The following is a 20944-nucleotide window of genomic DNA, read 5'->3' as shown; positions in this document are numbered from 1 at the left end:
AGCGTGCCAGCATGATCACCTGGCTGACCGCCACGATCGACCTTCCCGATGAGACCTTCGGCATCGGCAAGGCGTTCTGGGGCGCTGTGACCGGTCATCGACCGATCCTTCCGCCCGGCAACGATCCGAACTACTCGATCCTGCAGCCACAGGTGGGGGCTCCCCACCTGTGGCTGCAGCGTTTGATCGATGGTGACCCGCGCGTCCACCTCGACCTCGACGTGCCGCGCGACGAGCTCGGCGCCTTCGTCGACCGCGCGAAGGAGCTCGGTGCGCAGGTGCTCACCCGGCCGTCGTACGTCGTCCTCGAATCTCCCGGTGGCGTGCCCTTCTGCCTCCTCCCGACCGACGGCGACACTCCGGAGCCGGCACCGCCCGCCGAGTGGCCCAGCGGGCGCTCACGGGTCGACCAGGTCTGCCTGGACCTGGCCCACGACGCGTGGGACGTCGAGGTCGGCTTCTGGGGTGAGCTGACCGGATGGCGGCTCGAGCACGACGAGCGCTGGGCGCGGCTGTGGACCCCCACCGAGTTCCCGCTGCGCGTGCTGCTGCAACGCCGCGACGAGGGCGGGACGACCGCCCACCTCGACGCGTCGGCCACCGACCGCGTCGCCGAGACCCGGCGGTGGGTCGACCTGGGCGCCAGGGTGATCGGCGAAGGGCCACGCTGGACGGTGCTCGAGACCCCGGGCGGGCTGATCGCCTGCGTCACCCAGCGCGACCCGGCGACCGGGCTGTTGCCCGTCGACGTCTGACTACGCGCGCTCCTCGGTGAGGACCAGGTCCCACACGCAGCTGCAGTCGGGATGGCGGAGCCAGTCGGTCCGCACCGGGATCCCGACCGCGGGGACGTGCACGGTCGCGGACCAGGTCGCTGGCGTGTCCCCGTCGATCCACGCGACCACCTCGCGTGCCACGACCGCCAGCGCCAGCTGCTGCAGCGTGGGCGACAGCGGTGCCGTCCCCGGCCGCGATCGCCGGGCCCATTGATCCATCACCCACGGCAGGCGAGGGTCGCTCGCGCTGCGGGCCGCGTCGATGCAGCGTAGGCACGCGGTGCTGCCCGGGACGACGAGCGGGCCGACCTGCCATCCCTGCGGGGCGGCGGTCACCGCCAGGTGGGGGCCGGGGAGCGCGTCGAGCAGGTCGCGACGCAGCGAGGTCTCGCCGGTGATCACGATCAGCTGGTCGGGGGAGACCTCGTGCAGGTGCTCGGGATCGACCGGCTCGGTGCCGACCCCCTCCTCGGCGAGCAGGCTCCGCAGCGGGCCGGTCACGGTGCTCGGTCCGGCGAGCGCGACGGTGGCTCCCGAGCGGGCCGCGACGCGGGTCGGCCAGCTGGTCCCGTGCTGACCCGCGAGTCGGCGCTCGACCTCGTGCATCGGGGCCGCCACGACCAGCCCGTGCTCCAGCAGGTCGTCCAGGGCGCGGATGGCCCGCGGTGTCGTCGGACTCCGCCAGGGGCGGGTCGGGTCGGTGAGGTCGTCGAGCAGGCGGCGTACGTCGGGGTCGTCGGGCAGGAGTGCGCTCGGCAGCTGATCGCCGCCCACCTGGAGCCGCCCGTCCCCGCGCGGCACCGGCACCTGTCCCGGCCGCAGCACGGGCCGGGACGCGAGCACGGGAGGACGGGTCCGGGTCATGCGCTCGAGCGTCGCACGCCGCGCCGATCCGGGGAGCGCACTCTCCACAGGGGGGAGCGCCGCTAGTGTTCCGGTCCATGACGACGCCGGCCCGGGGCAGGGCCATCACGCTGAACGACATCGTCGGCGCCATGGCCTTCGCCGCGATGGGCGTATCGGTGGTCGCGACCGCGGCGAGGATGATCGGCGAGGTCTCCGGGGTCGGACTGCGTCCGTCGTGGTCGGTGGTGCTCGAGATGGTGGTCTTCGTCCTCGTGGGAGGGGGCGTCGGAGCCGCGGTCGCCGCGGTGGTCTGGAGGCAGGACGATGACGACCCGGCCGAGGTCGAGCTGAGCGACACCAGCGAGGAGGTGCGCGACGGGAGGTGGCGGCGCGTGTTCTACCTCACCGGATGGATCGCCATTGGTTCCTACGTCGGTCTTCACGTCCTGGACCTGGTCCTCGTCACCCCTGGTCAGCACGTCGACCTGGCCATGTGGCAGCAGGTGCTCGCGGGCGTCGTCGGTGCGGTGGCGGGATTCGTCATCGCCGGCCCTTACCTGCTGGACCGATCACGAGTCCGGCAGCTGGCCTGACACCTGCGGTTGAAATGCCGAACGGCGGCACCCCCGAGGGGATGCCGCCGTTCACGTCAGCTGGACGAGCTCAGGCCTTGCCGAGGATCCGGTTGAGGTTGGTGCTGCAGACGGGGCAGACAGCCTTGGCCATCTTGGTGCCCTTGTCGTTCACCTTGATCTCGCCGGTGGCCTCGCGCTTCTCCTTGCACTTCACGCAGTAGAACTCGCCGCTCCAGGTCTCCGCCATGATGGCCTCCCATTGTCTATCTCGTTGGTCATCGCGACGGGGTTGAGATGGGGAAGCCCGTCGGAGTCCAGCGGCACGGTGCCGCAAGACCGACTCGACCCTACGGCACGCTCACGCGTGACGCACGCTCAGGGCGCCCCGCGTGTTTCCGCGTGTCGCGCTCGGTGCTGGGCCGAGATGAAGCGAGACCCCCGGTGTCCTGGATCGTCCTGGGCCTTCCCCTTGCTCAGGACGTCCGGCGGCGCCGGGGGTCTCATCTGAGGAAGAAACCTAGAAGGGCTGGTTTACCTGAGTCAACGGATGCATCCCTAGTCCTGTGGACACATCTGTGGACATCCTGTGCGAAACGCCGGAAAGGCTGTCGACAACCGGGGGATAACCGGGGGAGAAGTGGGCCTGGCATCGGCCTCTTCTCCCGTGAATCACGCCGCTGACCTGCGACGATGTCGTGGGTGGCGGTTCTGAGTCGTGTGGAGGAAAAATTGTGGGCATGCAATCTGGCTTGAACCCCGTGTCGGCCTTGCGTCGGATCGCATTTCTGCTCGAACGGGCCCGCGAGGACACCTACAAGGTCAAGGCCTACCGCACCGCGGTGGCCGCGATCGAGGCGATGGAGCCCGGCGAGCTGGACCAGCGCATCGCCGCCGGCACCCTGCGCGAGGTCGCCGGGATCGGAGCCACGACCGCCGCGGTGATCACCCAGGCCGCCGCGGGAGAGGTCCCGGACCGCCTCGCCACCGCCGAGGCGGAGCACGGCGCCCCGCTCACCGCCGCCGGGATGACGGTCCGTGAGGCGCTCCGCGGGGACCTGCACAGCCACAGCGACTGGAGCGACGGCGGGTCGCCGATCGCCGAGATGGCTCGCACCGCCGCCGAGCTCGGGCACGAGTACCTGGTGCTGACCGACCACAGCCCCCGGCTGCGGGTCGCCAACGGGCTCTCGGCCAAGCGACTGACCGAGCAGCTGGCCGTGATCGACGAGATCAACCACCAGAACTCGCTACTCGACTCCTCAGAACCCGGGTTTCGGCTGCTGAAGGGGATCGAGGTGGACATCCTCGATACCGGTGGCCTGGACCAGAGCGAGGAGATGCTCGCCCAGCTCGACGTCCGGGTGGCGAGCGTGCACAGCAAGCTCGCGATGGACCCGGTCGCGATGACACGACGGATGATCACCGCGGTCGAGAACCCCTTCACCAACGTGCTGGGGCACTGCACCGGGAGGCTGATCGGAGGCAACCGGGGCAGGCGGGACCAGTCGCAGTTCGACGCCCGGGCGGTCTTCGAGGCCTGCGCGGCCCAGGGCGTCGCGGTCGAGATCAACGCTCGGCCCGAGCGCCGCGACCCGCCGACCGCGCTGCTGGAGCTCGCGATCGAGATGGGCTGCCTGTTCTCGATCGATTCCGACGCGCACGCGCCGGGACAGCTCGACCTGCAGATCCACGGCTGCGAGCGGGCCGAGCTGCTCGGCCTGGACCCCGAACGGATCGTCAACACCTGGCCGCGAGAGCGCCTGCTGGCCTGGGCCAACGGATAGGTTGGCGAACATGCCAGGTCAAGGGGCGGCGACGCCGACGGTGGAGGTGCGACGCAGCAAGCGTCGGCGCCGGACCGTCTCCGCCTACCGTGACGGCGACACGATCATCGTGCTGATCCCCGACCGGCTCACCAAGAAGGAAGAGGCCGACTGGGTCGAGCAGATGGTGGCGCGGCTGGCGAGGTCGGAGCGCAAGCGCAAGCCCACCGACGGGGAGCTGCTCAAGCGGGCGGTCGCGCTGAGCGACACCTACTTCGGCGGGATCGTCACCCCCGAGTCGGTCCGATGGGTGGAGAACCAGCAGACCCGGTGGGGCAGCTGCACGCCGGGGGACCGCTCGATCCGGCTCAGCGCCCGCCTGCAGCCGATGCCGTCGTGGGTGATCGACTACGTCCTGGTGCACGAGCTGGCCCACCTGATCGAGCCCAACCACAACGAACGCTTCTGGGGATGGGTGGACCGGTTCCCGCAGTCCGAACGGGCCAAGGGCTACTTGTCCGGCTGGTCGGCCGCCTCGAAGATCGACGCCCCTCCGGGCGCCGACCTCGACTGACGCCTCAGGCGAAGCGTTCGCGCGCGATCGCGATCAGGTCGAGCATCGACTGCTCGGTGGTCGGCACCTGGTCGACGTCGAACCAGCGGATGTCGATCGACTCGTCGCTGATCAGCGGTACGGCGCCCTCGGCCGCCCGCGCGACGAAGCGGACGTCGAGGTGGTTCACCTGGCCGTGCGGCTTGCAGAAGTCGACCGGGTGCACGTCGAGCTGGGCGATCACCGGGTCGATCTCCAGGTCGGCCAACGTCAGCCCGGACTCCTCGACGAGCTCCCGGGTGGCGGAGCCGACCAGGGAGCCGTCCTCGGGCTCGCAGTGCCCGCCGAAGGCGACCCAGATCCCCGCCTTGCCGTGCAGGTTCATCAGCACCCGCTCGGCGCGGTGGTCGACGACCAGGGCGCCGCAGGTGAGGTGGTCGGGAGCGCAGGTCCGCTCCGCCGCGTCCTCGCGGGCCGCGAGCAGCTCGAGGTAACGCAGGCGCAGGGCCTCCTGGGCGGGCGTGGGGGCCACCCAGGAGGAGAGCGTCTCCTGGGCCTCGTGGTGCAGCGTCATCGGGTCAGGCGTCGCCGTCGGGGCCGGCGTCCTGGTCGAGCAGCGCAGCCAGGCCGGCATCGAACTCGGCGTCGCTGAGCTCGAGCGACTCGGCGCCCTCGCGGAAGCCCAACGGGTCGTCGAGGTCGGACGACGTCGGCAGCAGTGCGGGGGACATCCAGACGCCGTCGCGCGCCTCGGCACCCTGGCGGGCACGCAGGGAGCCCCACAGCGCCGCCGCGTCACGGAGCCGCCGCGGACGCAGCTCCAGGCCGACCAGGGTGGCGAAGGTCTGCTCCGCCGGTCCGCCGACGGCACGACGGCGACGGAACGCCTCGGCCAACGGCAACGCGGCCGGCATCCGCTCCTTCGTCGCCTCGGTGACGATCTCGTCGACCCAGCCCTCGACCAGGGCGAGCACGATCTCGAGCCGCTCCTGGGCGTCCTTCTGGGCCGCCGAGGGCTCGATCGCGAACAGGCTGGGGTCACCCATCAGCTCCTGCAGGGAGGAGGGATCCATCGGGTTCATCCCCGAGAGCTTCTCCTCCACCTGGGACTGGATCGCGCCGAGGTTGACCTCGACGCCCTGGGCGTAGGCGGTGACCGCGGCGACCACGTGCTCGCGCAGCCACGGCACTCCGGCGAAGAGCCGCTGGTGGGCGGCCTCGCGCAGCGCGACGTAGAGCAGCACGTCGGCCTCGCTGGCGCCCTCGAGCCCGTCGGCGAACGTCTTCACGTTCTGGACGAGGATCCCGGCACGTCCGGGCTCGGAGATCGGGATCCCGATCTCCGAGCCGGCCAGCACCTCGCCGGCCAACGTGCCGAGGCCCTGCCCGGCCTGCTGGGCCAGCATCGCGCCGATCGCCTTGCCCAGGAAGCCGGCCATCGGGCCCGCCATCGCCTTGAGCTCCTCGGGCATCTGCTTGCCGACCGTGTCCACGCTGGAGGCGGCCACCGGGGTGATCATCGTGTGCCAGCCCTCGGAGGTGTTGACCAGCCACTCGGCCTTCGACCAGGCGGCGGTGGTGTGCACGCCCGACGGGAACGAGGTGGTTCCGTCGATCCACAGGTCGGCGAGCCGCAACGCGTCGGCCACGGCCGAGGTCTGACCGGCGCTCGGGGTGGGGTCCGGGGTCTGGGCTGCGACCTTGCGGGCCAGGTCGAGCGCGGCCGGCCAGTTGATCGGTCCCTCGTAGTTCTGCATCATCGACTGGACCTGCGCGAAGAGCGCGTTGAGGTCGAAGGGCAGGTCCCCGCCGAAGGGGTTCGGGTTCTCGGCCATGAGCGCAAGACTATTCTCTCGGTGGTGAACCCGCTCCGGCTCGTGGCGCTCTCCACCGACCCCCTCGACCCCGCAGTCGTCGAGGCCGCGTTGGAGGAGGCGACCTCCGGTGGCGTCACCCTCTTCATCGGGCGGGTGCGCAACCACGATCACGGGCGTGGCGTCACCGGGCTGCACTACGAGGCCCACCCGTCCGCCCTGGCCGAACTGCAGGCCGTGGCCGCCGAGGTGGCACGGGAGCACGAGGTGACGGCCGTGGCCGCCGTACACCGTCTCGGGGACCTGGAGATCGGGGACATCGCCGTCGTCGTCGGCACCGCCTCGGCGCACCGCGGCGACACGTTCGACGCGACCCGGGCGCTGATCGACACGCTCAAGGCGCGGGTCCCGATCTGGAAGCACCAGCGTTTCGTCGACGGCTCCGACGAGTGGGTCGGCCTACCGTAGAGGCGTGGAGATCCTGCTCTGGCTGTTGCCCGCCGTCCTCGTGACGACGGTGGTCGCGATCGTCGTGGGTCTGCGCCGCGAACCGCGGGAGCGTCCGGACGAGCAGTGGACCCGTGAGGAGGCGGCCCGCCAGATGGGGGAGGCGCTCACCCGCGGGGTTGAACGCTTCTGACAGTCTTGGGGCCATGTCGACCGGCCGCATGTCCCAGCGCACCCTGGCCGGGCTCATCGCGGCCGGCATCGCCGCGGTGCTGCTGGGGCTGTGCTTCCTGCTTCCGCTCCCGTACGTCGTCTACCGACCGGGTGTGACGGTCGACGTGCTCGGGGAGAGCGACGGCAAGGAGATCGTGCAGGTCGAGGGTGCGCCCAGCTACCCCGACGACGGCGAGATGCGGATGGTCACGGTCTCGGTCACCTCCCCGGAGACCAAGGTCCGGCTGCCCGGCCTGATGGCCGCCTGGCTCGACCGCAAGGACGCCGTCTACCCGTTCGACTCGATCTACTCCACCGACGAGACCAACGACGACTCCCGCGCCGAGGGTGCCGCCCAGATGGCCTCCTCGCAGGACGTCGCCACCGCGGTGGCACTGCGCGAGACCGGCGTGGACGTCCCGGAGGTGATGGTCATCTCCGACACCGTCGAGGGCCAGCCCGCCGACGGCGTTCTCGAGGCCGGCGACATCGTGGTCTCGATCGACGACACCGCGGTCACCTCGGCCGACCAAGGGGTGAAGATCATCAAGGCGACGCCGCCGGGGGAGAGCCTCACCTTCGTGGTCAAGCGCGACGGCAAGCAGGTCACCGAGAAGCTCACCCCGGTCGAGGTCGACGGCGTGCCGAAGATCGGCGCCTCGGTCTCGACCGGCTACGACCTGCCGATCGACGTCACGATCAACATCGACCCGGCGATCGGTGGCCCCAGCGCCGGCCTGATCTTCAGCCTGTCGATCTACGACACCCTCACCCCGGGCTCGCTCACCGACGGCCAGGCGATCGCCGGCACCGGCGAGATCCTCCCGGACGGCTCGGTCGGGGCGATCGGGGGCATCCAGCAGAAGATCGCCGGCGCCACCCGCGACGGCGCGAAGCTGTTCCTGGTGCCCTCCGACAACTGCGGTGAGGCCGTCGGTGCCATCGACGCGCGCCGCGGGAACATCCGGCTGGTCAAGGTCACGACCATGCACGAGGCCCGCGAATCCATCCAGACCTGGGTCAAGAACCACGACGCGACCCTCCCGACCTGCAAGGCTGCCTCCTGATGTTCGAGACCGATCCCGCCCTGGCCGCCGTCGTCCTGGAGCTGGAGGCCCACGCGGCCGACACCGGCTGGGACCAGCCCGCCACGCTCTACGCCCTGGTCGACACCGCCGCCTTCATCGCCAGCGAGCCCACCCTGGCCTCGCTGCTCGGCCTCGCCGGTGACGCCAGCGCGGACGGCACCCTGACGCCGATCGAGCAGGACCAGTTCTCCGCTCCGCTGGAGGAGGTCCTGCCCACGATCGGGTTCGGCGCCTCGGTCAGCGGGGTCGCCGTCGTCGTGGAGCGCCCCGAGGGCGAGAACGAGCAGGCCCGCGTCGTCGTCGGCGTCACCCGCAGCGGTGCGTCCTACTGCGCGATGCGCTCGCGCACCCACGACGCCCCCGAGGCGGTGGCCAGCAGCGAGGACCTGGTTCCGGAGCTGATCGACATGCTGCGCGCCGTCCTCGACGGTGACACGGAGGAGGACCAGTGAGCGAACTCTTCGAGGAGTCCGGCAACCCGCCCGGGGTCTCGCGTCGGGCCCGGATCGTGATCTGGGCGGTCGCCTCCGTCATCCTGCTCTTCTTCACCCTGACCACCTTCGCCGGCGTCTGGACCGACCACCTCTGGTTCGACTCGCTGGGCTACGGGAAGGTCTTCTCCACGATCTTCTGGGTCAAGATCGCGCTGTTCCTCGCCTTCGGCGGGTTCATGGCCGGCGCGCTCGCCCTGACCCTCTGGCTGGCCTACCGGTCCCGGCCGTTCCTGCACCCGGTCCAGATCGAGGCCGGTCTGGAGCGCTACCGCGACGCGGTCAACCCGATCCGCACCTGGCTCTGGATCGGCGTCTCGGCGCTGGCCGGCGTCTTCGCCGGTGTCTCGGCCGCCACCCGGTGGCGGACGGTGGAGATGTGGTGGCACGGCACCCCGTTCGGCACCAAGGACCCGTACTTCCACAAGGACGTCGGGTTCTACGTCTTCGACCTGCCCTGGCTGCACATGGTGGTCTCGTTCGTGATGGCCGTCTCGGTGGTCTGCCTGCTCGGCAGCGTCCTGACGCACTACCTGTACGGCGGCATCCGGCTGCAGTCGCCCGGGGACCGTCTCTCCAGCGCGGCGCAGGTGCAGTTCTCGGCGCTGCTGGCGATCTTCGTGCTGGCCAAGGGGGTCGACTACTGGCTCGACCGCTACGACCTGACGAACTCCCAGTCGCCGCTCTTCACCGGCATCGGCTACACCGACGACAACGCGGTGCTGCCGGCCAAGTCGGCTCTCGCCGGGATCGCGATCATCTGCGCGGTGCTGTTCCTGATCAACATCTGGCGCCGCACCTGGCTGCTGCCCGGGATGGGTGTGGCCCTGATGGCCGCATCGGCCATCCTGCTCGGCCTGATCTGGCCGGCGATCGTGCAGACCGTCACGGTCAACCCGTCGAAGGCCGACAAGGAGAACCCCTACCAGGCCACCAACATCGCCCAGACCAGAGCGGCGTACGCCATCGACGACGCGAACGTGAAGGTCGAGGACTATAACAAGCAGGCGACCGCCAAGGCCGCCGACGAGGAGGATCTCAACTCCGACGTCGGCTCCGCCCCGATCGTCGACCCGCTGCTGGCGCACGAGCTCTTCGAGTCGCAGCAGCAGTCCCGCTCCTACTACACGGTGCCGGAGGTGCTCGACGTCGACCGCTACGAGCTCGACGGCCAGGACCGGGCCCTCGTCCTCGGCGTGCGCGAGCTCTCCCCGGACACGGACGCCGCCGACGTCAACCAGAACTGGACCAACCTGCACACGGTCTACACCCACGGCTCCGGCGTGATCGCGGCCTACGCCAACCAGCGTTCGCTGAGCAACCTCGCCGAGTCCGAGCAGATCCAGTGGGCGCAGGGCAGCCAGGCGAGCCAGAACGACCTCGTCACCGCGGGGCCGGGCAAGTTCGAGCAGCGGGTCTACTTCGGGGAGCAGTCGACGGACTACTCGATCGTCGGGCGGCCCGAGGGCGCGGCGCCGGTCGAGCTCGACCTGACCACGGGCTCGAGCTCCGAGTCCAGCACGACCGAGGACACCACGACGACGTACGACGGCGTCGGAGGCGTCGCGATCGGCTCGACCTGGAAGCAGCTGCTCTACGCGATCAAGTTCAACTCCGCGAACTTCCTGCTCTCCGAACGCGTCAACGACAAGTCGAAGGTGCTCTACGACCGCACCCCCAAGCAGCGCGTGCAGAAGGTCGCCCCGTGGCTGACGCTCGATGACGACGCCTACCCGGTGGTCGCCAACGGGCGGATCACGTGGGTCCTCGACGGCTACACGACGACCGACCGGTACCCGGGTTCGCAGAGCGAGTCCTACCAGACGATGACCGACGACACCGTCGCGCAGCGGCAGACCCAGACCGGCGTGCGCACCGTCCCCACCGACGAGATCAACTACATGCGCAACGCGGTCAAGGCGACCGTCGACGCCTACGACGGCACCGTCACGCTCTACGCCTGGGACGAGTCCGACCCGATCCTCAAGACCTGGTCGAAGGTCTTCCCCGGCACGGTCCAGCCGAAGAGCACGATCCCGCCGTGGCTGCTGCCGCACCTGCGCTACCCCGAGGACCTGTTCAAGGTGCAGCGCTACCAGCTCGCCAAGTACCACGTCACCGACGCCGAGGTCTTCCTGCAGAAGTCCGACTGGTGGCAGGTGACGACCGACCCGAACCGCAACACCAGCACCACGCTGCAGGCGCCGTACCGGATGTTCATGGACTCGGCGGAGACCAAGACCAGCAAGCCCAACTCCGAGGTCTGGGCGTTGTCGGCGACCTTCGTGCCGAACGGTCGGGACACCCTGGCCGCGATCATGACGGTCAACTCCGACGCCGAGGACCCCGAGAACTACGGCCGGATCACGGTGCTCGAGCGACCCGGCGACCAGACCCAGGGTCCGGGGCAGGTCTCGGCGTCGATGCGGAACGACGCCGGGGTCGCGCAGGAGCTCCTGCCCTACAAGGACGCCAGCCTGGGCTACGGATCACTGCTCACGATCCCGACCAGTGAGAACGGGCTGCTCTACCTGATGCCCGTCTACGCCAAGCAGGCCGGCGCGTCCTACCCGCAGCTCGTCGAGGTGCTGGTCTCCTACAACGGCGTCGTGGGCTACGGCTCCACGCTGTCGGAGGCGCTGACCCTGGCCTTGTCGAAGACGCCGACCACGCCCGGGACGGGTGGCACGCCGACCAGTCCGCCGACGACGTCGCCGAGCTCGAGTCCGACGACGTCCCCGACGGCGAAACCCAGCTCCACGCCGGGCGTGACCTCGTCGGCGGAGAGCCTGCTGGCCGAGGCGCAGGACCTGTTCGTCCAGGCCGACCAGGCCGGCCGGGACGGGGACTACGCCGAGCGGGAGAACCTGCTCAAGCAGGCCGAGGCGAAGGTCAACGCGGCACTCGCCAAGCTCCAGTAGGGCCCTGCGGGGGCTCCGAACGTCGCGCAGACTTTCGGAGTTCTCTCAGGGAACCTGGCGGGATCTCCCCAGGAACGGGGCGCAGGATGACGGGTATGAACGACGACACCACCCCGATCCCCACGCCAGAACCCCCGGCGTGGACCCCTGCCCCGCAGGCGTACACCCCCGCGCCCGCCCCCCGCCGCAAGCCGGCCCGTGCTCGTCTCGCTGTCGTCGCCGTCACGGCCTTCCTGGTCGGTTGCGGGGTCGCCGGCGTCGGTGCCGCCGCGTTCGTCGCCGGTCAGAACTCGGTCGACTCGGCCTCCTCGGTCGCGCCGACCGGGGAGAGCTTCACCTTCCCCGACCAGTCCCAGGGCCAGTCGCCGGACCAGTCACAGGGTCAGTCGCAGGACCAGGGCGGCAGCCAGGACCCGTTCAGCGGACTCGAGGGCTTCGGCGGGTTCAACCCGTTCGGCCAGCTCGAGGGCGGCTCGGGCGTCGACGGCGCCACCCAGGACTCGACCAGCGACGCCACCTCGTCGCAGTCCGAGGGTCTGGTCGAGATCACCTCGACGCTGAGCAACGGCACCGCGGCCGGGACCGGGATGATCCTGACCTCGGGCGGCATCGTGGTCACCAACCACCACGTCGTCGCCGGCGCGACGGCGGTCAAGGTGACCGACGTCAGCACCGGCAAGAGCTACAAGGCGACGTACGTCGGCGGCGACTCCACCACCGACGTCGCGGTGCTGCGGCTGCAGAACGCCAGTGGGCTGAGCCCCGTGGACCTGTCCTCCGACGCCGCGAAGGTCGGCGACGAGATCACCTCCGTCGGCGACGCCGGTGGCGACGGAGGATCGCTCACCGCGGCCCCGGGCACCGTCTCGGCGCTCGACCAGTCCATCACGGTCTCCGACGAGAGCGGCGGGTCGAGCCGCCTCACGAACCTGATCGAGATGGCGGCCTACGTCGTTCCCGGTGACTCCGGCGGCGCCGTGCTCGACTCCGACGGCGACGTCGTCGGGATGAACGTCGCGGCCAGCAGCGGTGGCACCGCGGTGGTCGGCTACGCGATCCCGATCGACTCGGTCGAGTCGATCGCCAGCGACATCCTCAACGGGGTGCAGTCCAGCGACCTCAGCTACGGCTACTCCGGCTACCTCGGGGTCGGCCTGGACACCGCCGCGTCGGGCTCCGGCGCGCACGTCGGCGAGGTCGTCCAGGGCGAGGCGGCGGCCGAGGCCGGCATCGTCGCCGGGGACACGATCACCTCGGTCAACGGCACCGGCGTGAGCTCCGCGACCGAGCTGCGCAGCCTGATCGCCGACACCGCTCCCGGTGACAAGGCGGTCATCACCTGGACCACCGAGAGCGGCGCCACCAAGCGGGCCACGGTCACGCTGGGAACCGGTCCGATCGCCTGATCGGACACGCCCCACCACGCACGGGTTGGATCGTTCACGGGAACGATCCAACCCGTTTGTGATGGCGGTCACAGCGGTCGCTAGGCTGTCGTCATGACGAGCTTCCTGCCCGACGGTTCCAGCCTGTTCTTCGGTGCCGCGACGGCGTCGTACCAGATCGAGGGAGCGACCGACGTCGACGGTCGCGGGGTGTCGATCTGGGACACCTTCTCGGCCAAGCCCGGCGCCACCCGGGACGGCAAGGACGGCACCTACGCGCCGGACTCCTACTACCGCTACGGCGAGGACATCGCGCTCCTGCGCGAGCTCGGGGTGGGCTACTACCGGTTCTCGATCGCCTGGCCGCGGATCATCCCCGCCGGCGTCGGCGCGGTGGAGACCCGCGGGCTCGACTACTACGACAAGCTCGTCGACGACCTGATCGCGGCGGGCATCACCCCGACGGGGACCTTCTACCACTGGGATCTCCCGCAGGCCCTGGAGGACCGGGGCGGCTGGTTGAACCGCGACACCGCGGAGGCGTTCGCCGACTACGCGATGGTCGTGCACGACCGGCTCGGTGACCGGGTCAAGGTCTGGGCCACGCACAACGAGCCGTGGTGTGCGGCCTACCTCGGCTACGCCGCCGGCGTGCACGCGCCCGGGCTCAGGGCCGGGGGAGAGGCGCACCGCGCCGCCCACCACCTGATGCTCGGCCACGGCCTGGCCGCACAGCGCCTCCACGAGGCGGGCTGCACCGACGTCGGGATCGTGCTCAACCTGGCGCCGATCTGGCCCGAGAACGACACCCCGGAGCTGCTCGAGGCCGCCGACGGCATCGACGCGATCCGCAACCGGGTCTGGCTCGACCCGCTGGTCGACGGAGCCTACGACGAGGGCCTGCTCAAGGTCGCCCCTGAGCTCGCCGACCCCGAGCTGGTCCGTCCCGGCGACCTGGACCTGATCAAGGGCTCGGCGGACTGGATGGGGATCAACTACTACACCCCGGTCCGTCCCGGCCCGGTCGAGCCCACGCCCGACGGCGAGGAGCGCCACCCCGAGACCGACGCCTACCCGGGCGCGACCCCGGTGACCTTCGTGGTCCGGGACCCGCGCACCCACATCGGCTGGGAGGTGGAGCCGCTCGGTCTCGAGGAGCTGCTGGTGTCGACGTACGAGCGCACGGGTCTGCCCCTGGTGGTCACCGAGAACGGCGCCGCCTATGCCGACGAGAACGTCGTCGACGGGGTCGTGCAGGACGAGGACCGTCGCGCCTACCTCGAGGGCCACATCAACGCCACCGAGCGCGCCAAGGCCGCCGGTGCTGACATCCGCGGCTACATCGTGTGGACGCTGCTGGACAACTTCGAGTGGGCCGAGGGCTACACGAAGTACTTCGGCATCGTGCACATCGACCCCGAGACCAAGGACCGCACCCCCAAGGCGTCGTTCCGCTGGCTGCAGGAGAAGCTCAACGGCTGACCCCGGATGAACACTGCACCTGGCAGCCCGGCTTCATTCCGCTGGGGATCGGGATCCTGGGCCTCCTGATCATCGCCTTCTCGGTCGCGAAGCGCGCCTTCACGGGCTGGCTGCTGGTGGCGGTCGGCGCCGCCACCGCGCTGATGGCGCTGTTCCTGCTCTGGACGGACACGTGGGATCCGGTCACACCGGCCTACCCCGAACCGCCGGGCGCTCGGTACCTCCAGCTGGTGATCGGTGTCGTGGCGATACTCATCGGGGCCAGGCTCCTTCGCGAGGAGCGCCTCTCGCGCGCTGCCTCGTGACCGTTCCTGCGCCGATCCGGACCGACACGCCGACGTGATCCGCGTGTTGCGCCCAGCTGCTGCAGGAACGGTCAGGAACAGTACGGAAATACCAACGAGAGGGACCCCGCCGCGATCACACCGGGGGCCCTCTCGTTGTGCTTGAGGGGTGTCGCTCAGCCCTTCACGGAGCCGGCGAGCAGGCCGCGGACGAAGAACCGCTGCAGGCTCAGGAACACGATCAGCGGGATGACAAGCGACACGAACGCTCCCGAGGCCAGCAGCTGCCACTCGGAGCCGCGGGTGCCGGCCAGGGCGGCCAGCTGGGCGTTGACCGGGTAGATCTCGAAGCCACCGAAGACGAGGGCGACGAGCAGGTCGTTCCACACCCACAGGAACTGCAGGATGGCGAAGGCCGCGATCGCCGGCATCATCAGCGGCAGGATCAGCCGGAGGAAGATCTGCGGGTGGGTCGCCCCGTCGATCCGCGCGGACTCGATCAGCTCGCCCGGGATCTCGCGCATGAAGTTGTGCAGCAGGAAGATCGCCAGCGGCAGCGCGAACATGGTGTGCGAGAGCCACAGCGAGTAGAACCCGCCGGCCGGGGCGTCCTGGCCCTGCAGGCCGAGCTTGCCGTAGAGCGTCAGCAGCGGCACCAGCGTGACCTGGATCGGCACGATCTGGAGCGCGAAGATCGCGATGAAGAGGATGTTGCGGCCCTTGAAGTTCATCCAGGCGAACGCGTAGGCCGCCATCGTGGCCAGGAAGATCGGGATGACCACGGCGGGGATGGTGATCGCGATCGAGTTGATCACGAACGGGATCAGGCTCTGCTCGCCGCCGCCGCCGAGGACTTCCTTGTAGTTGTCCAGCGTCACCGTCGGGTTGGTGAAGAACGTCCACCACCCGGTGGTCTTCACCTCGTCCTCGGGGCGGAACGAGGAGATCAGCAGACCCGCGGTGGGGACGGTCCAGAGCACGCCGATCACGACGGCGGCCAGGGAGGCCCACGGACTCGTCAGCGCCTTCTTCGCGCTGGCCGCCGCGGTCGGGGCCGGCTTGGTCGGGTCGACCTCGGGGTCGGGGAGGTCCGGCAGCGGCGGGGGCAGGGTCGCGGTGCTCATCGGGTCTCCAACTGACGCATCTGACGGATGTTGTAGATCACGACCGGCAGCACCAGCATGAAGATCAGCACGGCGAGGGCCGAACCCAGGCCCCAGTTCGCCGACTGGAAGCTCTGCCGGTAGTACTCGTAGGAGAGCACGCTGGTCTTGTAGTTGCCGCCGGTGGTCTGGCGGACGATGTCGAACGCCTTGAGCGTCGTGATCGTGATGGTCGTCATCACCACGACCAGGGTGGGGCGGATGCTCGGCACGGTGATGAAGCGGAACATCTTCCAACCGCTGACGCCGTCGAGGCGGGCGGCCTCGACGATGTCGTCGGGGATCGCCTTGATCGAGGCTGCCAGCACCGTCATGGCGAAACCGCACTGGACCCAGATCAGGATGACGATCAGGAAGAACGTGTTCGACGGGTCGTTGATCAGCCAGTGGTGACGACCGAGGCCGAGCGCGTCGGTGGTGGCGTTCAGGATGCCGATCCGGTCGTCGTAGACGAACTTCCAGATCAGTGAGGCGCCGACGAGCGAGATCGCCATCGGCAGGAAGATCAGCGCCTTGGCCGTCTTCTCGAACTTCGCGCGGTCGACCAGCACGGCGTAGACCAGGCCGATCGCGGTGGCGACGATCGGGGTGACGATCACCCAGACCGCGGTGTTGGCCAGGACGCGGAGCAGCTCCTCGTCGGTGAAGATCGTCTTGTAGTTGTCGATCCCGACGAACTTGTTGCTGTACTTGTCCTTGAACGACAGGTAGATCGAGTTGATCGCCGGGTAGAGCAACCCGACGCCGATCAGGATGACCGCCGGCAGCACGAAGGCTGCCGACTGGACGATCTCTCCCGTGCGACTGCGAAGCCGGGAGGTCGCGGCCAGGATGAGGGCCATCACCGCAAAGAAGATGGCGATGACCAGCAGCATCTGAAAAAGCTTCTCACCCGTGGACATACGACCTCCCGGCGTTCACAGTTCTCTATTCCTTAGTGTGTCGGATCGTCAGGACGACGGCCAGGACGCTTCGATCTCGTCCAGGGTCTTCTTGGTGTCCTGACCCGTGATCCAGTTGACCATCTGCTTCCAGAAGGAACCAGAGCCCACCTCGGCCGGCATCAGGTCCGAAGCGTCGAACCGGAAGACCGCGTCGGGGTCGGAGAGGATCTGGTACGACAGCTTGTCGACCGGGCTGGTCAGGTTGTTGGGGTCGAGACCCTTGTTCGCGCTGACCCATCCACCGTTGGGGGTGGACTTGGCCTTCTCGTTGGCCCAGACGTCGCTCGAGAGGTAGGTCTGGAAGGCGACCGTGGCCGGGTCGTCGTTGAACGCGGCGACGAACTCGCCACCACCCTCGACCGGCTTGCCCTGGCTGGCGTCGACGGTCGGCTCGTAGAAGGCGAAGATGTCACCGTTCTCCGAGACGTCGGTGCCCTCCGGCCAGTTGGCCGCGTAGAAGGAGGCCTGGGCGTGCATGGCGCACTTGCCCTCCGTGATCGGGATGCCACCCTCCTGGAACGCGGTGGTGGCGATCGACTTCACGTCGCCGATACCGGCGTTGACGAACTTCTCGTTCTTGAGGATGTCACCGACCGCGTCGAGCGCCGTGGCGATCTTCGGGTCGTTGAACGGGATCTCGTGCTTGATCCACTGGTCGTAGGTGTCGGCGCCCGCGGTGCGGAGGACGAGCTCCTCGAGCCAGTCGGTCAGCGGCCAACCGGTCGCTTCACCGGACTCGGCACCGGCACACCACGGCTTGGTGCCCGAGGCTGCGATGGTGTCGGAGAGCTTCATCAGCTCGTCCCACGTGGTCGGGACCTTCCAGCCCTTGGCCGCGAACTCCTTGGGGGAGTACCAGACGAAGGACTTCACGTTGGCACCGAGCGGGGCGGCGTAGAACTTGCCGTCGACGGAGCCGTAGCTCTTCCAGTCCTCGCCCCACCACTTGTCGACGTTGTCGGACACGGACTTCGGGCCCTCGACGACGGCGCCGGTCTGGACCAGCGTGTTGAGCAGACCCGGCTGCGGGACGTAGGCGATGTCGGGGGCATTGCCACCGCGCGCGCGGACGACGATCTGTGCCTCGAAGTCCTTCGAGCCCTCGTAGTTCACCTTCGCGCCGGTGCACTCGGTGAAGAGCTTGTAGGAGTCCTTCTGGGCGGTGTCCTCAGGGGCGACGATGCCCGTGTAGACGTGAACGGTCTTGCCGGTGAGGTCGCCGTACTCGGTCAGCTGCTCGCAGCCGGCCTTGCCCTCGCCGGGGGACTTACCGCCGGCACTGCTGTCGTCGTCGCTGCCACAGGCAGCGAGGACGAGCGCAGAGCTCACGACGGCGGCACCGAGAGCAACGCCCCGGCGAATCCTGTATGAGTTGGTCATTTCTCTCTTGCTCCTCGTCGAAATGAAGGACTTTGTCGTTATTGTGTGAACACAAACGGTGACGGGCGTCACATTAGGCGGGTTTCAGGGGAGATGTCCATCGTTGGAGCCGAATGTTTCTCGGACCGTGATCTAGGGCACAATGTCTTGCGCTACACCAACATCTCTTCACTACGGATCGTCCGGCACGTACCTGCCGGTGAAGGAGCACACAGAGCATGGCCACCATCAGTTTCAACAACGTCGAGTGCTGGTACGCCGGCGCCGAGAAGCCCTCCGTCTCCGACCTCAACCTGGAGATCAAGGACGGGGAGTTCATGGTCCTCGTCGGCCCCTCGGGTTGCGGCAAGTCGACCACCCTGCGCATGCTCGCCGGCCTCGAAGAGGTCACCTCGGGCGAGATCCACATCGGGGACCGCAACGTCAGCCACGTCCCGCCCAAGGACCGCGACATCGCGATGGTCTTCCAGAACTACGCGCTGTACCCGCACATGAGCGTGGCCGAGAACATGGCCTTCGCGCTCAAGATGGCCAAGATGCCCAAGGCCGAGCAGGACAAGCGGGTCAAGGAGGCGGCCGAGATCCTCGGTCTCACCGAGTACCTGGATCGCAAGCCGAAGGCGCTCTCGGGCGGTCAGCGCCAGCGGGTCGCCATGGGTCGCGCCATCGTGCGTGCGCCGCAGGTCTTCCTGATGGACGAGCCGCTGTCGAACCTGGACGCCAAGATGCGTGTCCAGACCCGCACCGACATCGCGAAGCTGCAGCGCGACCTCGGCGTCACCACCGTCTACGTCACCCACGACCAGGTCGAGGCGATGACGATGGGTGACCGCGTCGCGGTGATGAACGCCGGCCAGCTCCAGCAGGTCGACACCCCGCTGAACCTGTACGACCGGCCGGCCAACGTCTTCGTCGCCGGCTTCATCGGGTCCCCGCAGATGAACCTGATCCCGGGCGGCACGGCGGCGGCCGGATTGGTCTCGATCGGCGCCTACACGCTGCCCGTGCCCGAGGGCATCGAGGGTGAGGTCACCGTCGGCATCCGTCCTGAGGCGCTCAAGGTCGTCCCCGAGGGCGAGGGCGGCCTGCAGGTCGACGTCGTCGTGGTCGAGGAGCTCGGCTCGGACGGCTTCGTCTACGGCACCGCGGTGGTCAACGGCGAGGAACGGAACATCGTCGTCCGCGTCGGTGCTCGCGACCGGATCCAGAAGGGCCAGACGCTCACCGTGGCCGTCGACCCGACCCACCTCCACCTGTTCGACGCCGCCACCGGTGATCGACTGAACTGAGGGTGATCCCGTGGGCGACTACACCCTGACCTTCGCAGGGGTAGCCACGGACCTGCTCAGCCTGCCCTTCGAGCAACCGCTCGAGGAGTGGGACGAGCAGCTGCTGGTCGACCTGCCGCGAGGAATCTCGCGGCACGTCGTCCGCTTCGTGCGCGGCAACGGCCAGACCTTCGCCATCAAGGAGGCGACGGACCGGTTCGTGCTCGGCGAGTTCGCGTTGCTCAAAGGACTGGAGAGTCGCGGCGTGCCGGCGGTGGAGGCCTTCGGCACCGTCACCGGCCGCTGCGACGCGGAGGGGCACCCGATGGGTGGGCTGCTGATCACTCGGCACCTCGCCTACTCGGTGCCCTTCCGCACCCTCTTCCTCGAACCTCGTGGGCTCCAGGTGCGGGACCGGCTGATCGATGCGCTGGCGGTGCTCTTCGTCCGGCTGCACCTGGCCGGCTTCTACTGGGGCGACTGCTCGCTGTCGAACACCCTGTTCCGCCGCGACGCCGGAGCGCTCTCGGCCTACCTGGTCGACGCCGAGACCGGGGAGATGCACGACCAGCTGACCGTCGGGCAACGCGAGTGGGACCTCGAGGTTGCCACCGTCAACATCCTCGGAGAGCTCTTCGACGTCCAGGCCAGCGGTGTCACCACCAGCGAGCTCGACCCGATCGCGATCGCGGAGCAGGTCAAGCCGACGTACGAGCGGCTGTGGTGGGAGATCACCAGCCCCGAGGTGATCGCCCGCGACGAGAGCTTCCGGATCGATCAGCGGGTGCGGAGGCTCAACCAGCTCGGCTTCGACGTCGAGCAGATGGCGATCACGCCGATCGAGGGCGGTGGCCAGCTGCGCTACCAGCCCCAGGTCTTCGAGCCCGGCCACCACGTCCGCCGGCTCTTCCAGCTCACCGGACTCGACGTCCAGGAGAACCAGGCGCGCACCCTCCTCGCCGAGCTGGCCCGCTTCCGGGCGCGGTGGGAGGCGGGGGTCGGTCACTCGATCCCCGAGGACCAGGCCGCACGGGAGTGGCTCGACGACAAGTACTACGGCACGCTCGCGCTGGTCCCCGACGACCTGCGCGGTCGGATGCCCGATGCCGAGCTCTTCTTCGAGATCAGCCAGCACCGGTGGTTCATGAGCGAGCTCCGCGGCGGCGACGTCGGTCGCGAGGAGGCCGTGGCGAACTACGTGAAGACGGTGCTCGACTTCCGGCCCTGAGCTCGGTCAGCGGCGTGGCCTCAGCCGCTCCACCCGGTGGCCCCACCAGCCGAGTCCACCGTCGAAGTCCTGCTCGGCCGTCGGCATCGGCGGGACGGCGTACGAGTGCAGGGGGATCGTCGGGTCGGCGGTCGTGTCGAGTCGGCTTCGATCGTGCTCGATCGAGTTGGCGCGCGTCGCGTCCATCAGCCACAGCGCCATGAAGACGACGGTGGTGAAGACGGCGAGGATCGCGCCGGTGACGTACATCGAGGTGTCGCCCATCGTGCTCATCTCCTTCAGGCACGGGCGTCGGAGTGGCGCTCACTCTCGACGGTACGCCG

Annotated in this window: 22 protein-coding genes; 14 read left to right on the top strand and 8 right to left on the bottom strand. The window is 69.1% G+C overall.

Going from position 1 to position 20944, the window contains the following annotated elements; translation table 11 throughout:
- Positions 1 to 11 precede the first annotated feature (11 nt).
- The gene (locus ACZ5J1_RS11585) at positions 12 to 755 is read left to right on the top strand and encodes a VOC family protein (RefSeq protein ID WP_464558895.1); all 744 of its coding nucleotides are present in this window, start codon (positions 12 to 14) and stop codon (positions 753 to 755) included.
- Here ACZ5J1_RS11585 and ACZ5J1_RS11580 read toward each other — a convergent pair whose 3' ends face one another.
- Positions 756 to 1640 carry a hypothetical protein gene (locus ACZ5J1_RS11580; protein ID WP_464558893.1) on the bottom strand — a complete coding sequence of 295 codons (885 nt, stop codon included), beginning with the start codon at positions 1638 to 1640 and terminating at the stop codon, positions 756 to 758. It lies immediately after the preceding gene.
- A 77-nt stretch (positions 1641 to 1717) separates the two neighbouring features.
- On the opposite strand from ACZ5J1_RS11580, the gene ACZ5J1_RS11575 reads away from it, so the two are divergent.
- Complete coding sequence (locus ACZ5J1_RS11575) at positions 1718 to 2215, top strand: hypothetical protein (RefSeq protein ID WP_464558891.1); 498 nt, start codon at positions 1718 to 1720, stop codon at positions 2213 to 2215.
- Positions 2216 to 2285: 70 nt separating this feature from the next.
- Here the strand turns inward: ACZ5J1_RS11575 and ACZ5J1_RS11570 are convergent, their stop codons facing one another.
- Entirely contained in the window at positions 2286 to 2444 is a 159-nt protein-coding gene (locus ACZ5J1_RS11570) for a DUF5679 domain-containing protein (protein WP_227782839.1), read from the bottom strand.
- Positions 2445 to 2934: 490 nt separating this feature from the next.
- On the opposite strand from ACZ5J1_RS11570, the gene ACZ5J1_RS11565 reads away from it, so the two are divergent.
- Together ACZ5J1_RS11565 and ACZ5J1_RS11560 are read left to right on the top strand one after the other, a co-directional pair.
- Positions 2935 to 3981: a PHP domain-containing protein gene (locus ACZ5J1_RS11565; RefSeq protein ID WP_464558889.1), complete on the top strand. Its 1047-nt coding sequence runs from the start codon at positions 2935 to 2937 to the stop codon at positions 3979 to 3981.
- A gap of 10 nt (positions 3982 to 3991) precedes the next feature.
- Positions 3992 to 4534 (top strand): M48 metallopeptidase family protein, encoded by a 543-nt coding sequence (locus ACZ5J1_RS11560; RefSeq protein WP_464558887.1) that lies wholly within the window; start codon positions 3992 to 3994, stop codon positions 4532 to 4534.
- A gap of 4 nt (positions 4535 to 4538) precedes the next feature.
- Here ACZ5J1_RS11560 and ACZ5J1_RS11555 read toward each other — a convergent pair whose 3' ends face one another.
- Complete coding sequence (locus ACZ5J1_RS11555) at positions 4539 to 5087, bottom strand: NUDIX hydrolase (RefSeq protein WP_464558885.1); 549 nt, start codon at positions 5085 to 5087, stop codon at positions 4539 to 4541.
- 4 nt (positions 5088 to 5091) lie between these two features.
- Positions 5092 to 6348 carry a zinc-dependent metalloprotease gene (locus ACZ5J1_RS11550; RefSeq protein ID WP_464558884.1) on the bottom strand — a complete coding sequence of 419 codons (1257 nt, stop codon included), beginning with the start codon at positions 6346 to 6348 and terminating at the stop codon, positions 5092 to 5094.
- A 24-nt stretch (positions 6349 to 6372) separates the two neighbouring features.
- Between ACZ5J1_RS11550 and ACZ5J1_RS11545 the strand changes: the two genes are divergently transcribed.
- The 8 genes from ACZ5J1_RS11545 to ACZ5J1_RS11510 all read left to right on the top strand — a co-directional run bounded on the left by ACZ5J1_RS11545 (position 6373) and on the right by ACZ5J1_RS11510 (position 14659).
- Complete coding sequence (locus ACZ5J1_RS11545) at positions 6373 to 6795, top strand: molybdenum cofactor biosynthesis protein MoaE (protein ID WP_464558882.1); 423 nt, start codon at positions 6373 to 6375, stop codon at positions 6793 to 6795.
- Between the two features lie 4 nt (positions 6796 to 6799).
- Positions 6800 to 6967: a hypothetical protein gene (locus ACZ5J1_RS11540; protein WP_464558880.1), complete on the top strand. Its 168-nt coding sequence runs from the start codon at positions 6800 to 6802 to the stop codon at positions 6965 to 6967.
- Between the two features lie 13 nt (positions 6968 to 6980).
- Positions 6981 to 8054 (top strand): YlbL family protein, encoded by a 1074-nt coding sequence (locus ACZ5J1_RS11535; RefSeq protein WP_464558878.1) that lies wholly within the window; start codon positions 6981 to 6983, stop codon positions 8052 to 8054.
- Positions 8054 to 8527, top strand: coding sequence for a PPA1309 family protein (locus tag ACZ5J1_RS11530; protein WP_464558876.1), 474 nt, complete (start codon positions 8054 to 8056; stop codon positions 8525 to 8527). Before ACZ5J1_RS11535 ends, ACZ5J1_RS11530 begins: the two co-directional genes overlap by 1 nt.
- Positions 8524 to 11487 carry a UPF0182 family membrane protein gene (locus tag ACZ5J1_RS11525; protein WP_464558874.1) on the top strand — a complete coding sequence of 988 codons (2964 nt, stop codon included), beginning with the start codon at positions 8524 to 8526 and terminating at the stop codon, positions 11485 to 11487. Before ACZ5J1_RS11530 ends, ACZ5J1_RS11525 begins: the two co-directional genes overlap by 4 nt.
- 95 nt (positions 11488 to 11582) lie before the next feature.
- Positions 11583 to 12893 carry a S1C family serine protease gene (locus tag ACZ5J1_RS11520; RefSeq protein ID WP_464558872.1) on the top strand — a complete coding sequence of 437 codons (1311 nt, stop codon included), beginning with the start codon at positions 11583 to 11585 and terminating at the stop codon, positions 12891 to 12893.
- Positions 12894 to 12986: 93 nt separating this feature from the next.
- On the top strand, positions 12987 to 14354 hold the full coding sequence (locus ACZ5J1_RS11515) for a GH1 family beta-glucosidase (RefSeq protein WP_464558870.1): 1368 nt from the start codon (positions 12987 to 12989) through the stop codon (positions 14352 to 14354).
- A 116-nt stretch (positions 14355 to 14470) separates the two neighbouring features.
- Positions 14471 to 14659, top strand: coding sequence for a hypothetical protein (locus tag ACZ5J1_RS11510; protein WP_464558868.1), 189 nt, complete (start codon positions 14471 to 14473; stop codon positions 14657 to 14659).
- Positions 14660 to 14814: 155 nt separating this feature from the next.
- Here the strand turns inward: ACZ5J1_RS11510 and ACZ5J1_RS11505 are convergent, their stop codons facing one another.
- The 3 genes from ACZ5J1_RS11505 to ACZ5J1_RS11495 form a co-directional block, all read right to left on the bottom strand.
- A complete protein-coding gene (locus ACZ5J1_RS11505; RefSeq protein ID WP_464558866.1) occupies positions 14815 to 15762 on the bottom strand; it encodes a carbohydrate ABC transporter permease in 948 nt (315 codons plus the stop codon).
- Positions 15759 to 16676 carry a carbohydrate ABC transporter permease gene (locus ACZ5J1_RS11500; RefSeq protein WP_464558864.1) on the bottom strand — a complete coding sequence of 306 codons (918 nt, stop codon included), beginning with the start codon at positions 16674 to 16676 and terminating at the stop codon, positions 15759 to 15761. The genes ACZ5J1_RS11505 and ACZ5J1_RS11500 overlap by 4 nt, the downstream gene beginning before the upstream one ends.
- Before the next feature lie 75 nt (positions 16677 to 16751).
- On the bottom strand, positions 16752 to 18074 hold the full coding sequence (locus ACZ5J1_RS11495) for an ABC transporter substrate-binding protein (protein WP_464558862.1): 1323 nt from the start codon (positions 18072 to 18074) through the stop codon (positions 16752 to 16754).
- 269 nt (positions 18075 to 18343) lie between these two features.
- On the opposite strand from ACZ5J1_RS11495, the gene ACZ5J1_RS11490 reads away from it, so the two are divergent.
- Positions 18344 to 19414, top strand: a complete 1071-nt coding sequence (locus ACZ5J1_RS11490) for an ABC transporter ATP-binding protein (RefSeq protein ID WP_464558860.1) — start codon at positions 18344 to 18346, stop codon at positions 19412 to 19414.
- Between the two features lie 10 nt (positions 19415 to 19424).
- On the top strand, positions 19425 to 20621 hold the full coding sequence (locus tag ACZ5J1_RS11485; RefSeq protein ID WP_464558858.1) for a DUF4032 domain-containing protein: 1197 nt from the start codon (positions 19425 to 19427) through the stop codon (positions 20619 to 20621).
- A gap of 6 nt (positions 20622 to 20627) precedes the next feature.
- Here ACZ5J1_RS11485 and ACZ5J1_RS11480 read toward each other — a convergent pair whose 3' ends face one another.
- Positions 20628 to 20894, bottom strand: a complete 267-nt coding sequence (locus ACZ5J1_RS11480) for a hypothetical protein (RefSeq protein WP_464558856.1) — start codon at positions 20892 to 20894, stop codon at positions 20628 to 20630.
- Positions 20895 to 20944: the final 50 nt, after the last annotated feature.

It is taken from the genome of Nocardioides sp. JCM 18999, assembly GCF_055391175.1.
The sequence above is the reverse complement of the archived record's forward strand: the minus strand, read 5'-3'. Positions and strand labels throughout refer to the sequence as shown.

Excerpts from the sequence above, each read along its gene's own strand:
- ACZ5J1_RS11585 (WP_464558895.1), top strand. The coding sequence starts at position 12 with ATGATCACCTGGCTGACCGCCACGATCGACCTTCCCGATGAGACCTTC.
- ACZ5J1_RS11580 (WP_464558893.1), bottom strand. The coding sequence starts at position 1,640 with ATGACCCGGACCCGTCCTCCCGTGCTCGCGTCCCGGCCCGTGCTGCGG.
- ACZ5J1_RS11575 (WP_464558891.1), top strand. The coding sequence starts at position 1,718 with ATGACGACGCCGGCCCGGGGCAGGGCCATCACGCTGAACGACATCGTC.
- ACZ5J1_RS11570 (WP_227782839.1), bottom strand. The coding sequence starts at position 2,444 with ATGGCGGAGACCTGGAGCGGCGAGTTCTACTGCGTGAAGTGCAAGGAG.
- ACZ5J1_RS11565 (WP_464558889.1), top strand. The coding sequence starts at position 2,935 with ATGCAATCTGGCTTGAACCCCGTGTCGGCCTTGCGTCGGATCGCATTT.
- ACZ5J1_RS11560 (WP_464558887.1), top strand. The coding sequence starts at position 3,992 with ATGCCAGGTCAAGGGGCGGCGACGCCGACGGTGGAGGTGCGACGCAGC.
- ACZ5J1_RS11555 (WP_464558885.1), bottom strand. The coding sequence starts at position 5,087 with ATGACGCTGCACCACGAGGCCCAGGAGACGCTCTCCTCCTGGGTGGCC.
- ACZ5J1_RS11550 (WP_464558884.1), bottom strand. The coding sequence starts at position 6,348 with ATGGCCGAGAACCCGAACCCCTTCGGCGGGGACCTGCCCTTCGACCTC.
- ACZ5J1_RS11535 (WP_464558878.1), top strand. The coding sequence starts at position 6,981 with ATGTCGACCGGCCGCATGTCCCAGCGCACCCTGGCCGGGCTCATCGCG.
- ACZ5J1_RS11530 (WP_464558876.1), top strand. The coding sequence starts at position 8,054 with ATGTTCGAGACCGATCCCGCCCTGGCCGCCGTCGTCCTGGAGCTGGAG.
- ACZ5J1_RS11520 (WP_464558872.1), top strand. The coding sequence starts at position 11,583 with ATGAACGACGACACCACCCCGATCCCCACGCCAGAACCCCCGGCGTGG.
- ACZ5J1_RS11515 (WP_464558870.1), top strand. The coding sequence starts at position 12,987 with ATGACGAGCTTCCTGCCCGACGGTTCCAGCCTGTTCTTCGGTGCCGCG.
- ACZ5J1_RS11505 (WP_464558866.1), bottom strand. The coding sequence starts at position 15,762 with ATGAGCACCGCGACCCTGCCCCCGCCGCTGCCGGACCTCCCCGACCCC.
- ACZ5J1_RS11500 (WP_464558864.1), bottom strand. The coding sequence starts at position 16,676 with ATGCTGCTGGTCATCGCCATCTTCTTTGCGGTGATGGCCCTCATCCTG.
- ACZ5J1_RS11490 (WP_464558860.1), top strand. The coding sequence starts at position 18,344 with ATGGCCACCATCAGTTTCAACAACGTCGAGTGCTGGTACGCCGGCGCC.
- ACZ5J1_RS11480 (WP_464558856.1), bottom strand. The coding sequence starts at position 20,894 with ATGAGCACGATGGGCGACACCTCGATGTACGTCACCGGCGCGATCCTC.